At 69.2% G+C, this 11,908-nt stretch carries 14 protein-coding genes; 3 read left to right on the top strand and 11 right to left on the bottom strand.

Annotated features, from left to right (window positions below; all coding sequences use genetic code 11):
• The 9 genes from gspD to gspG all read right to left on the bottom strand — a co-directional run.
• On the bottom strand, positions 1–2,125 hold a 2,125-nt coding region (gene gspD / locus AC1DY5_RS23900; RefSeq protein ID WP_478115377.1), incomplete at its 3' end, for a type II secretion system secretin GspD.
• A 2-nt stretch (positions 2,126–2,127) separates the two neighbouring features.
• Positions 2,128–2,928 (bottom strand): type II secretion system protein N, encoded by an 801-nt coding sequence (gene gspN / locus AC1DY5_RS23895; RefSeq protein WP_478115375.1) that lies wholly within the window; start codon positions 2,926–2,928, stop codon positions 2,128–2,130.
• A 7-nt stretch (positions 2,929–2,935) separates the two neighbouring features.
• Positions 2,936–3,496: a type II secretion system protein GspM gene (gspM, locus tag AC1DY5_RS23890; RefSeq protein WP_478115373.1), complete on the bottom strand. Its 561-nt coding sequence runs from the start codon at positions 3,494–3,496 to the stop codon at positions 2,936–2,938.
• The gene (gene gspL / locus AC1DY5_RS23885; protein ID WP_478115371.1) at positions 3,493–4,701 is read right to left on the bottom strand and encodes a type II secretion system protein GspL; all 1,209 of its coding nucleotides are present in this window, start codon (positions 4,699–4,701) and stop codon (positions 3,493–3,495) included. Before gspL ends, gspM begins: the two co-directional genes overlap by 4 nt.
• Positions 4,702–4,843: 142 nt before the next feature.
• Positions 4,844–5,956, bottom strand: coding sequence for a type II secretion system minor pseudopilin GspK (gene gspK / locus AC1DY5_RS23880; RefSeq protein ID WP_478115369.1), 1,113 nt, complete (start codon positions 5,954–5,956; stop codon positions 4,844–4,846).
• A gap of 17 nt (positions 5,957–5,973) precedes the next feature.
• Entirely contained in the window at positions 5,974–6,624 is a 651-nt protein-coding gene (locus tag AC1DY5_RS23875; RefSeq protein ID WP_478115367.1) for a PulJ/GspJ family protein, read from the bottom strand.
• Positions 6,624–6,989, bottom strand: a complete 366-nt coding sequence (gene gspI, locus AC1DY5_RS23870) for a type II secretion system minor pseudopilin GspI (protein ID WP_478115365.1) — start codon at positions 6,987–6,989, stop codon at positions 6,624–6,626. The genes AC1DY5_RS23875 and gspI overlap by 1 nt, the downstream gene beginning before the upstream one ends.
• Before the next feature lie 56 nt (positions 6,990–7,045).
• Positions 7,046–7,549: a prepilin-type N-terminal cleavage/methylation domain-containing protein gene (locus AC1DY5_RS23865; protein WP_478115363.1), complete on the bottom strand. Its 504-nt coding sequence runs from the start codon at positions 7,547–7,549 to the stop codon at positions 7,046–7,048.
• Entirely contained in the window at positions 7,524–7,964 is a 441-nt protein-coding gene (gene gspG, locus AC1DY5_RS23860) for a type II secretion system major pseudopilin GspG (protein WP_478115361.1), read from the bottom strand. Before gspG ends, AC1DY5_RS23865 begins: the two co-directional genes overlap by 26 nt.
• 64 nt (positions 7,965–8,028) lie before the next feature.
• On the opposite strand from gspG, the gene AC1DY5_RS23855 reads away from it, so the two are divergent.
• Positions 8,029–8,520, top strand: a complete 492-nt coding sequence (locus AC1DY5_RS23855; protein ID WP_478115359.1) for a type II secretion system protein N — start codon at positions 8,029–8,031, stop codon at positions 8,518–8,520.
• Positions 8,521–8,532: 12 nt separating this feature from the next.
• Here the strand turns inward: AC1DY5_RS23855 and ilvA are convergent, their stop codons facing one another.
• Positions 8,533–10,083 carry a threonine ammonia-lyase, biosynthetic gene (ilvA, locus tag AC1DY5_RS23850; protein WP_478115357.1) on the bottom strand — a complete coding sequence of 517 codons (1,551 nt, stop codon included), beginning with the start codon at positions 10,081–10,083 and terminating at the stop codon, positions 8,533–8,535.
• A 252-nt stretch (positions 10,084–10,335) separates the two neighbouring features.
• Between ilvA and AC1DY5_RS23845 the strand changes: the two genes are divergently transcribed.
• Positions 10,336–10,785 (top strand): OsmC family protein, encoded by a 450-nt coding sequence (locus AC1DY5_RS23845; RefSeq protein ID WP_478115355.1) that lies wholly within the window; start codon positions 10,336–10,338, stop codon positions 10,783–10,785.
• 1 nt (position 10,786) lies between these two features.
• On the opposite strand, the gene coq7 is transcribed toward AC1DY5_RS23845, so the two are convergent.
• A complete protein-coding gene (coq7, locus tag AC1DY5_RS23840) occupies positions 10,787–11,416 on the bottom strand; it encodes a 2-polyprenyl-3-methyl-6-methoxy-1,4-benzoquinone monooxygenase (RefSeq protein ID WP_478115353.1) in 630 nt (209 codons plus the stop codon).
• Positions 11,417–11,697: 281 nt separating this feature from the next.
• On the opposite strand from coq7, the gene AC1DY5_RS23835 reads away from it, so the two are divergent.
• Positions 11,698–11,908: porin (locus AC1DY5_RS23835; RefSeq protein WP_478115351.1), on the top strand; the 211-nt coding region annotated here is incomplete at its 3' end.

Below are 11,908 nucleotides of genomic sequence, written 5' to 3'. Positions count from 1 at the left end.
GCGGTGGCAGCGGCGGCAGCACGCCGGATTCTTCCACGCCGCGCAGGAAGATGTTCTTGTCGGGCTGCGAGGTCTGCTGTAGGCCGCGGATCGCGTCGTAGCGGTCGAAAGCCAGCTGGTCGCTGGTGGCGGTGTCGCGCACCACCACCGGGCGCAGGAACACCATCAGGTTGGTCTTCTTGCGCGATCGGGTCTCGCTCTTGAACAGGTTGCCGAGGATCGGGATGTCGCCGGCCAGCGGGATCTTCTCGAGCGCGTTGGAATACTCGTCCTGCAGCAGGCCCCCCAGCACGATGATGCTACCGTCGTCGACCTGCACGTTCGACTCGATGCTGCGCTTGTTCGTGGTCGGGCCGTTGACATTGTTGACGGTGCTTGCCTGGATGGTCGAGACCTCCTGGAACACCTGCAGCCTGACGCTGTTGCTCTCGTTGATCTGCGGCCGCACGCGCAGGGTCAGGCCGACGTCCTTGCGCTCGATGGTCTGGAACGGATTGACCGAGCCGGCGGCCGCGCCGGTGTTGGTGAACTGGCCGGTCAGGAAGGGCACGTTCTGGCCGATCACGATCTTGGCTTCCTCGTTGTCGAGCGTCAGCAGGTTGGGCGTCGACAGCACGTTGCCTTCGGCATTGTTCTCGAGGAAGCGGGCCAGGAAGCTCAGGATGTACTGGCCGTTGTAGTTGCGGCCGACGCCGAAGTTGAAGCCGGTCGAGGGCCGGGTCGCGGTGTTGCCGGTGGCGAGGCCCACCGCCAGGTCGATGATGTTGGCGCCGGCCAGGTTCGAGTTGGTGCCCAGCACGGCGACGTTGCGGTCGCCGTTGTTGCCGATGCCGGTCTGCCACTGGATGCCGAACTCGGCCGCCTTGTCGGCATTGACCTCGACGATCAGGCTCTCGACCATCACCTGCGCGCGCTTGCCGTCGAGCCGGTCGATCACGGCGCGCATCTGACGGTATTGCGGTTCGGGCGCGGTGATGATCAGCGAGTTGGTCGACGGGTCGGCCTGGATCTGGCCACCCGTGGACGGCGTGTTGGCGTTGCTGAGCGGCGTGGTCGCAGCCGTGCTGCCCTGCTGCAGCGTGCTCTGCAATGCGGCCGTCTGCAGGTTGGCCTGGGTGCCTTGGGTCGTCGCGCCGGTGCCGGTGGCGGTGCCGCTGACGCCGCGTGCTTCGGCCGACATGGCAGCCCGCAGCGTGACCGCCAGTTTCACCGCATCGGCGTTCTTGAGATAGACCACATAGACGTTGCCGGCCGCGCCGTTGGCGCTCTCCAGCGGGGCCCGGTCGAGCTTGGCAACCAGCGTGCGCACCAGCTGGGCCCGCGCCGGATTGGCCGCGCGCAGGATGATCGCGTTGCCGCGCGGCTCGGCCAAGAGCGTGGTGCGGAAGGAGGAATCGACCTGTCCGGGCGCCCCCGCCGCGCCGGGCGCCGTGGTGCCGCCTTCGATCAGCCGGGTCAGCAGCGGCACCATGTCGGTGGCGACCGAATGCTGCAGCGGAATGACCTCGATGTCGGAGGCGTTCGGGATGTCGAGCGCGGCGATGATGCGGGCCAGCCGCCGCATGTTCTCGGCGTAGTCGGTGATCACCAGCGAGTTGTTGCCGGGATTCACGTTGATCGTGTTGTTGGGCGCGATCAAGGGCCGCAGCACCGGCAGCAGGTTGCTGGCCGACTCGTAGTTGAGCCTGAAGATCTGCGTGACGATCTGGTTGCCGCTGAGGCTGGAGGTGGTCGGCGTCGACGTCGTCACGGTATTGCTCTGCAGCTTGGCGTCGGCTTCGGGCACCACCTTGTAGAGGCCTTCGGACTGGACGATCGCGAAGCCCTGCAGGCGCAGCGCGGCGGCGAACTGGTTGAAGGCCGCGGCTGGTTCGATCGCCCGGTCGGTCTGCAGCGTGATCGTGCCCTTGACCCGCGGGTCGACCACCACGTCGCGGCCGGTCACCACCGCCATGGTCCGCGCCACCGATTCGATTTCGGCGTTGCTGAAGTTCAGCGTGATCGGCTCGCCGCGGCGCAGCGCCTCCTGGGCGAACGCGGAAGGAATGCAGGCTGCGATCAGCATCTGCGCTGCGAGCGCGATGGTGCCGAAGCGCATGCCGGCGGAAGACGTTGGCTTCTTCATGGTCAACCCAGTGTGATGAGCGAGCGCGCACCGTCGCGTCGCCCGATGATATTCAACAAGTTCGAGAGCGCCGCTTCGCGTCCCGGCGCGGCGCTGGCCTCGCCGTCGAAGCGCATCGCCGTGCCGTTCCAGCGCCCGCTGCCGCTCAGTTGCAAGGCGCCTTCGCGGGTGGTCAGGAGCAGCGAGGGCACCGGCCCGCCTTCGAGCGCGATGCGGTAGCTGCCCATCGGCCGGAGGGTCGACAGGCTGGACGAGATGTCGGTGGCATCCAGCGTTGCCCGCCCGGTCATCGTCAGCTTGGGGCCGCTCGAGCGCAGCACCAGGGCCTGCGTCGACAGGTCGAGCATGCCCTCGAGCTTGAGCGTGTTCCAGGGCGCGCCGAAGCCGGCCAGCAGGGCCGCCGGCCAGCGCGACTGGCCATCGTGCCACGCCAGCTCGAGGCCGTCCGCCCGCGGGCGGCCCGTGAGCTCGAGCGGCTTCGGCGCACAGCAGGGGATGTCGAGTACCGCCGTGACGCCGTCCCAGCGTGGCCGCAGCGTCCAGCCCAGCTGGCCCGGCAGCGAGATCGACTCGGCGCCACCGGCGCCGCTGGCGAACACGACCCCTGCGCTGCCGTTCCAGACCGTGCCGCGCGCATTGACCAATTGCAGGTGGCCATTGCTCCATTGCGCGAGACCGGCAGCGAGCCAGCGGGCCGGCGCGAAGGCTGCCAGTGCGAAGGCGATGCCGATCAGCGCGCCGAGCAGGGCCCAGTACCAGCCGGAGCCGGACGCGGAGCGGGGAGACGTGTTCGAAATGGCCATGAGTCGCTCAGCGGGCCGGCAGGCCCATGACCAGCGTACCGTCCCAGCGCACGCGGGGCGGTCCGGAAGCCGCGGCGGTGGGAGCGGCGGTCGGTGCGGCGGTCCCACTCTGCTGCGTACTGCGTGTCAGGTGCACCTCGCGCGGCACGGCACGGGCATTGCTGCGCGCCTGCGTGAAGAGTTCGGCGAGGGCGTCGGCCGGAACGCCGCGCAAGGCGATGGTGACGTTCTCGCCGGCGCCGGCGCCTTGAAGCTGCGCGTTGGTTCCGAGGTTCTGGCGCACCGAGGCCTCGAGGGCGCGCATCGCGTCGTCGCGATTGGCGCGCGGCTGCGATTGCAGGGTCTTCGCCTGGCGCTGCAGTGCTGTCATCTGCTGCAACTGTGCGTCGAGCCGTGCGTGCTCGGCCGGTGCCGCCGCCACCGTGTGCAGCGCCGGCGCCATCGCCAGCCACCAAACCAGCGCCAGGGCGACCAGCGCCGCGGCGATCAGGATCATCCGCTGCTCGCGCGGCTCGAGCTCGGGCCACCAGGCCTGCCAGCGCGCTTCGAGGGATTCGAGCCACTTCATCGCGAGGCCTCCGCCTGCACCAGCAGCAGGTCGCCCTCGGTGCGCGCAGCGTAGCCGCGCGACGACAGCGCGCTCTTCACGTTCGAGAACTCGGACGCCGGCAGGCTCAGCCCGCGCAGCCGCAGCTGGCCGGCGCTGAAATCGATCGCCGTGGCCATCCGGCCAGGCGGCAGGCTGGCCGCCAAGGCGACGAGCATGGGTTCGAGGTCGGAGGCCGCGACCCCGCCCGTGGCCTGCTGCAGGGCCGCCACTTCGCGCGTCATCTGCAGCGGGGCGTCGACCACCAGCTGCACCGAGGGGAAGGTCTGGGTCAGCACCTCGCGCACCGCGCCGCGCTTGGCGTCGAGCGCGCTGCGCTCCTTCCAGGCCCAGGCGTTGAGGCCCACGAGCTGTGCCAGCACCAGCGCGAGCGCGCCCCAGCGAGCGGCTCGCCATCGGGGTCCGCGCCACAACTCGCGCGAGACCGCCGCCAGCTTTTTGCCGGCGCGGGCGCGGCCGGTCGATGCCAGATCGAACTGCGCCAGGTCCCAGGTCGAACGGCTGGCCTGCAGCCATCGTGCGGCCGGCGTGATGATCGGCACCCGCCGCCCGAGCACGCTCTCGGCCATTTCGGCGACTGCGGGCTCGGCCAGCGCGGTGGTCTCGGCGGGCAGCGGACCGACCAGCGCGAGGCCGGACGGATCGAGCGGCAGCGTGGCGACGCCCTCGGTGCCGCAGATCACGCACAGCGCGGCGTCCGGCTCCCCGATCGCGAACACCATCGGCGGCGCGCCGGCCGGCTGGGGAGCGAACTCGGGAACGATCCGCGTGACGCGGCGGCCTGCGGCCTCGAGCGCTTGCACGGCACTGCGCAGCCAGATGCGGTTGCAGGCCGCCACCCACACCGGCACGGCGATGCGTGCGCCGGGCTCGAGCGCGAAGTGGAGCGATTCGGGATCGTCGAGCAGCCGGTCTTCGAGCAGGCCGCTCAGCACCGAGCGCAGCCGTGCGCTGCCGCTCATGCTGCCCTGGGGCAAGGTGACCTGGTGCCACGAGAGCGCCGCCGCCGGCACCCCGAGGATGAGTTCGTCGCTGCTGGGCAACAGGGCGGGAGCCGCGCTGCCCTGCGAACGCAGCTTGCGTCCGTCACTCGACCAGACCGCCCAGCCGTACTCGGCCGCGGCCGCGCCGGACGTGAGAGGAATGGTTACAAGCAGCAAGGGCATGAAAAGACGAAAGGGTCGCTATTGTGGGGGAGAGAGATGCTACAGAACTGATAGAGATGCTACAAAATTGATAGCATCTCACTTAGATGCAATGGGCGCCGGGCTTATTTTTGAGCCAATCGAGGCGCGGCGGGCCGCGGCATCAGGATCTGGGGGGCGGCATCGTGGCGCCGGCGCCACGTTCTCGCCACAGGATACGGACATCGATGCCGTTCCGGTTGAGCAGGGTTTGTTCTTCGACCCAGGTTCGGTCGATGCGCAGCCGGGCCTGGACTTCGAAGTAGTTGGTCGAAACGCTGTGCTGCGCCGGCACCAGTTGCGCCGTGCCCTGCGGGATGAGCGCGCCGGCCTGGGCCAGATCCTTGAAATAGCCCTGGGCGCGTGCCGCGACCAGTCGCTTCGCGGTCGCCAGGTCCAGTTTGGGCGTGCTCGCGAAGATCGCTTCGGCGCTCGCGGTGTTGATGTTGAGCGGCGTGCCCGAAGCCGGCAGCACCGTGACATAGGGCTCCAGCGCCGCCACCGTCGAGGGCGACAGGCCCAGCCAGACCAATTGCGCCGTGCGCTGCGGCACCAGCGGTCCGGCGCTGCTGGTGGTGGTCGCCGGGGTGGTTTGCGCAGCGGCTTGCGGGGTGGCCGTGCCGCTGCCTGCGCTCGTCGCTGCCGAGGCATCGGCCGGCGTGCTGGTGCTGGCGCTGGTGCTGGTGCCGGTGCCGGTGCCGGTGCCGGTGCTGGCGCTGGCGCTGGCCGGCAGGGCGCGCTGCAGGTTGGCCGTCAGCAGCGAAAGTTCCTCGGCCGGCAGTCCCAGCAACTGGAACAGCTTGCTGAAGGTTTCCACCGAGGTCGCGACGGGCTTGCCGCCGTCAACCAGGTTCCGGGCGTTGAGCTTCGACTGCGCATCGATGATGCGACCGGAGAGGAAGGCGTCGGGCAGCCCTTCCAGCGCGTCGCTGGCGATGTTCTTGTCGGCCGCCAGGAAGGTGGTCAGCTTGGCTTCCTCGAGCGGCACCGCCCAGGGCTCGGCCAGGTGGTCCGCGCCGCCGCCGCTGCCGGCGGCACGGGCGTCTTCGCGCAGGATCAGCCGCGACCAGTCGAGTGCGCCGATCAGCACCCAGCCGGCCTGCGACCGCGCCCGTTCGGCCGCCTCGATCTCGGCCGAGCGCCATTGCTGCCAGAGCGCGGCCGCGGCGAAAGTCGCGACCAGCGTGACCGTCAGCATGGCCGTCAGCAGCGCAGCACCGGTTTGGAGACGCTTCATCGGGCGCCAGCGCGAACTCATGTTTTCGGCACCGTCAAGGTGGGCCGCACCCAGTCGCGGGTGACCAGGCCTGCCAGCGCCTGCCCCTGAGGCAGGCTGAGGACCAGGCGCACGCCATCGGGCACGGGCGTGGCGATGCCCAGCGCCTCGGCGCTCACGGCCGGAGTCCAGGCGTTGTTGCGGAAATAGGCGAGCTGCCAACCGTCGAGCGGGATCAGGTCGACGTCCGCCCCGCCGGTGTCGTTGCCGGCGCCCGTCGCCCAGGCGGCGGCCTGCGCCCAGGCTTGCCGCCACTCGGGTTGGGTCGTGAAGCCTGGCGACTGCCAGCGCCGCCAGTGCGTGCCGCCCCCCGGGTCCGGGCGCAGTGTCCATGCGACGACGAAGACCAGCGGTGTCGCGCTGTCGGTGCTGCGCCGCGTGAGGCGCAGCACGCGGCCGTCCCAGTCGATGGCGGAGGTCTGCGACAGCGCCACCATCGCATCGAGATCGGCGCCCCACTGCGCCAGCGTGGTCTGCAGCGTCAGCACGGCGTCGCCGCGTTCCCGGTTCTGCGCCTGCGCGCGCCCCATCGCGTCGAGGCCGCGCCAGCTCATCAGCGCCAGCAGCGCCATGGCCGCGATCGCGACCATCAGCTCGATCAGCGTGAAGCCGAGCAGCTTGCGCTTCATCAGTAGCGCCCCACGACGGTGGAGAGGCGCAGTACGGGCGCCTCGTCGGCATCGCGCACCTGGACGTCGACGCGGCGGAAATTCGGATTCAGCGTCGACGTGGTCGAGACCGTCACGCCGAAGCTCTGGTTGGCCTGTACGCAGACCGTGCCGGCATCGCCGACGGGCGGCATCTGGCGCGCCAGCCGGGCCTTGATCAACTCGTTCTCGGCGCACATCTGGGCCAGCATCACGTCCGACTGGCGCTGGGCGTTGCGCGTCAGTGCCAGGGTCGCCTGGGTGCCGGCCATCAGCGCGATGGCGACGATGCCGAGGGCGACCAGCACCTCGATCAGGGTGAAGCCGCGCGCGGCCCGGCGGCTCATAAGGCAACCTCCGCGCAGCAGCGCTTCGGTATTCGCCTTGGGAGCGGCCCTGCGGCTCATGGCGCGACGACCGTGAAGGGCCGCAGGCCGTCGGTGCCGATGCGCAGGCTGCGGTCGGGCGCTGCTTGCGAGCTCAGCAGCACCTGCTGCGCCGCGATGATCGGATCCGGTCCCAGCTGCAGGGCGACCGCGGCCCGGCCATCGACGCCGATCGGTTGCGCCGTGATGCCCTCGGCCTGCCAGGCCGTCGGCAATGCGCCCGGCGGCAGGCCGTCGAAGCTGAAGTCGCCGGGCCCTTCGGGCGTGATGCGCCATCGCACCGCGACGCCGCTGGCGCGCGACTGGGCGCGCGCCGATTCGAGCAGGGCGGCGAGCCGTTCGGCTTCGCGGTCGAGCGCGGCCTGGCCAGAATCCCGCAGCGAGAGCCCGACCCCGGCAGTGGCCAGCGCGATGATCGCGATCACCACCAGCAATTCGAGCAGCGTGAAGCCGGCCGCGCCGGAGCGGGCGCCCGCGCGCCTTCGGCCGCGCGCGCTATTGCCAACTGCCGATGTCGGCATTCTTGCCTTCGCCGCCGGGCTCGCCATCGGCGCCGAGCGAAAGCACGTCGACCTCGCCCTTGATGCCTGGGTTCATGTACTGGTACGGCCGGCCCCAGGGATCGTTCGGCAGCTTCTCGACATAGGGCTTCCAGTTCGGCGCCGCGGGGCCGCTGGTGGGGCGCGTGACCAGGGCCTGGAGCCCCTGCTCGGCAGTCGGGTAGCGCTGGTTGTCGAGCCGGTAGAGCTTGAGCGCCTGCATCAGGTTGTTGACATCGGTCTTGGCCGCGGTGACGCGGGCGTCGTCGGCCCGTTCGATCACGTTCGGCACGATCAGCGCCGCCAGCACACCGATGATGACCAGCACCACCATGAGCTCGATCAAAGTGAAGCCGCGTTGCAGCGCGCGGGCGGAAGAGCGGGTGAAGGTGGGCATTGACGGCGTGTGGAAGCGTGACAGGGCGGCGTGGGCCGCGTTCGCTGAATGATAATCCGGCCTCATGTCCGTCCCCTACGCACCTGCCCGCTGGCCCTCGGCCGCTGCCACGACGGCGGTGTGGGCGTTGGCCGCCGCGAGCATCGTGTTCTGGGGCCTCCGGCTGGCAGCGCCTGCCGATGCGCCGGCACCTCCGGCGGTGGCCGGCACGCCGCAGGCCGCGCTCGACCCGGCCGCTGTGGCCCAGGTGCTGGGCGCCGTACCGGCGCAGGCCGCGGTGGCCGCGACCCCCGAGGCGGCCAGCCGCTTCGTGCTGCTCGGCGTGGTCGCGGATGCGGAGCAGCGGGGCGTGGCGCTGATCGCGGTCGACGGCAAGCCGCCGCGGCCATTCCGCGTCGGCGCCACGGTCGCCGACGGGTTCGTGCTGCAGTCGCTCGGCCCCCGTAGCGCCGCGCTCGGTGCCCGCGCCGATTCGGCCAGCGCATTCGCGCTGCAACTGCCCGCGCGGCCACTGGCGACCATGACCCCGCCCGCGCCGCTGCCGCCGCAAAACTGAGCGCGGGACGGGTCAGTTCAGGAATAGCCGGTAGACGGGGTTGGCGGTCTCTTCGACGAAGGGGTAGCCCAGCGTCCGCAGGAACTCGTCGAAGGCCTCGTTGTCGGCCGGCGGCACCTGCAGTCCGACCAGGATGCGGCCGTAGTCTGCCCCCTGGTTGCGGTAGTGGAACAGGCTGATGTTCCAGTTCGGCCGCAGCAGGCTCAGGAACTTCAACAGCGCGCCGGGTCGCTCGGGGAACACGAAGCGCAGCAGTCGTTCCTCGTGCGCGAGTGCGCTGCGGCCGCCCACCATGTGGCGGATGTGCTCCTTGGCGAGCTCGTCGTGCGTGAGGTCGATGGCGCCGAAGCCGTGCGCCACGAAGGTGCCTGCAATGGTCGTCGATTCGCCGCGCGCCGTGGTCGTCAGGCCGACGAACACGTGGGCCTCCTTCGCGTCGCTGATGCGGTAGTTGAATTCCGTGACGTTGCGCGAGCTGCCCGGCAGCTGCCCGACCAGCTCGCAGAAGTGGCGGAAGCTGCCGCGCTCCTCGGGAATGGTGACGGCGAACAGCGCCTCGCGCTCCTCGCCGACCTCGGCCCGTTCGGCCACGAAGCGCAGCCGGTCGAAGTTCATGTTGGCGCCGCACAGGATCGCTGCGTAGGTCTCGCCGCGCGTGCCGCGGGCCTCGACGTACTGCTTGATCGCCGCCACCGCGAGCGCCCCGGCCGGCTCGACGATGCTGCGGGTGTCGATGAAGACGTCCTTGATGCCGGCACAGACCGCGTCGGTGTCGACCGTGATGAACTCGTCAACCAGTTCGCTCGAGATGCGGAAGGTCTCCTCGCCGACCAGCTTGACCGCGGTGCCATCGGAAAACAGGCCGACGTCGGTCAGGGTCACGCGCTGGTGCGCGGCGACCGACTGCATCATCGCGTCCGAGTCGTTCATCTGTACCCCGATCACCCGGATCTCGGGGCGGACCGCCTTGATGTAGTTGGCCACGCCGGAAATCAGGCCGCCGCCGCCGATGGCGACGAAGACGGCATGCAGCGGGCCCTGATGCTGGCGCAGGATCTCCATCGCGATCGTGCCCTGGCCGGCGATCACGTCCGGATCGTCGAAGGGGTGGACGAAGGTCAGCCCGTGCAGCTTCTGCTGCTCGAGCGCGTAGCCGTAGGCGTCCGAGTAGCTGTCGCCGTGCAGGTGCACCTCGCCGCCGAGCGCGCGCACCGCGTCGATTTTCAGTTGCGGCGTGGTCACGGGCATCACCACCACGGCCCGCGTCCCGAGCTTGTGGGCGCCCAGGGCGACGCCCTGCGCATGGTTGCCCGCCGATGCGCAGATCACGCCGCTGGCGAGCTGTTCGGGGCTCAGGTGCGCCAGCTTGTTGTAGGCCCCGCGCAGCTTGAAGCTGAACACCGGCTGCTGGTCCTCGCGCTTGAGCAGCACCGTGTTGCCCAGCCTGGCGCTCAGCGCCCGCGCGGGTTCGAGGGCCGATTCGACCGCCACGTCGTACACGCGGGCGGTCAGGATCTTCTTGAGGTAGTCGGCAGGGGTGAGGGGAGGGGTCGGGGAGGACATAGGGCCGCGATCATAGGCCTCGCCAGCGGCTGGCCCAGCGCCCAAGAAAAAAGCCCCGGGCCTTGCGGCTCGGGGCTAAATCCACCAATTGGGAGGGTGGAGGAGACAACCGGTGCACATATGTCGATGTGCGATGAAATAAAGTATATCGGTTGAATGCTGCAATGCAACACGCCCGTTGCTTTTTTTGAACACTAAATCACGTCCTGCGGGGCATTTCTCCCCTGACCTGAGGACTTTTCGGAGCCGAAGATGGAATGCACAGTGAGTTGGACCGGCAATGCCGGCACGCGGTCGGCGATGGGCTTCGTCGCCGAGACCGGCAGCGGCCATGTCCTGGTGATGGATGGCGCACCCGATGCCGCCAAGCCGGAGAACGGCGGCCAGAACCTGGCGGCGCGGCCCATGGAGACCGTGCTGGCCGGGACCGGCGGCTGCACCGCCTACGACGTCGTGCTGATCCTGAAGCGCGGGCGGCACCAGGTCGAGCGCTGCAGCGTCAAGTTGACCAGCGAGCGGGCCGAAAAAGACCCGAAGGTGTTCACCAAGATCCATATGCACTTCACCGTGGCCGGCAAGGGCATTCCTGCCGCGGCGGTGGAGCGTGCGATCGCCCTGAGCCACGACACCTATTGCTCGGCCACGATCATGCTGGGCAAGACGGCCGAGATCACTACCAGCTTCGATCTCGTCGAAGTCTGATTCAGACCCGGTGGGCGACCGTGGTCATGACGCGGGACGCCATGCGCATCAATGCCTTGACAGGCGCAGGCAGTTCCTTGGCGCCGGCGTTCCAGGCCTGAGCGGCGTGCCGGGCTTCGTCGATTTTCATCTGATGGATCACGGCCCGGGACGCGGTGTCGCCCGCCGGGAGCCGATCGAGGTGACCATCCAGGTGGGCCTCGACCTGGCGCTCGGTCTCGGCGACGAAACCGAGGCTGGTGGCGTCGCCGAGCCGGCCCGCGACCAGCCCGAGCCCGAAGGCGCCCAGATACCAGAGCGGATTCAGCATGGATGCATGGCTGCCCAGGTCGTCGAGCCGCTGCTGGGTCCAGGCCAGGTGGTCTGTTTCTTCACGGGCCGCTTCGTCGAAATGCCGCCGGAGCGCCGGATCCCGGGTGACCGCGGCCTGGGCCGTATACAAGGCCTGCGCACAGACTTCCCCCACATGATTGACCCGCATCAGGGCGCCGGCCKCGCGCCGCTCGGCCTCGCTCAGCATACCCGGGGGCGCGTCGGGCGGTGGGGCCGGCCGGGTCGAATGCGGTTTGGCGAACAGCGTGCGCAGCGCCGCGTCTGCCACCGCCAGGACGGAGTCAAGCGATCGGTTCATGAAGCGATTGGAACCGATGTACAAAATGTCACATACAAGCGCGAATCTCGCTTCACATTGCGATGCAACGAAGGACCTAAAGCTTTGTTGCACCGCTGCAACGAAACGCCTCGCCCAGCCGCGTTTTCGGGCGATTTGCTTTGCCCTCCCGGAGCGGCTCTGGTGCAATAGCGACAACTTCCCAAAAGGAGGTTGGCCCGGGGTCCGGTGGGAGCACTAAGTGCCAGTCACAGTGAGCCCTTCGCACCGGAGCCCTATGTTTAACCTTGGAGAAACTTGCAATGAAAAAATCTCTAGTTGCCTTGGCTGCTCTGGCTGTTGCCGGCGTCGCCTCGGCTCAATCGTCCGTCACGCTGTTCGGTGTGCTTGACGCTGGCGTCAGCTACTACGAATCGAAGTCGGAAAACGCGTTCGGTGGAGCCGTCACGCAGAGCCAATGGGCCCAGAGCACCTCGGGCTACAACTCCAGCCGTCTGGGCTTCCGTGGCCCGG

This window comes from Variovorax sp. P4_D9, from assembly GCF_056401695.1.
The sequence above is the reverse complement of the archived record's forward strand: the minus strand, read 5'-3'. Positions and strand labels throughout refer to the sequence as shown.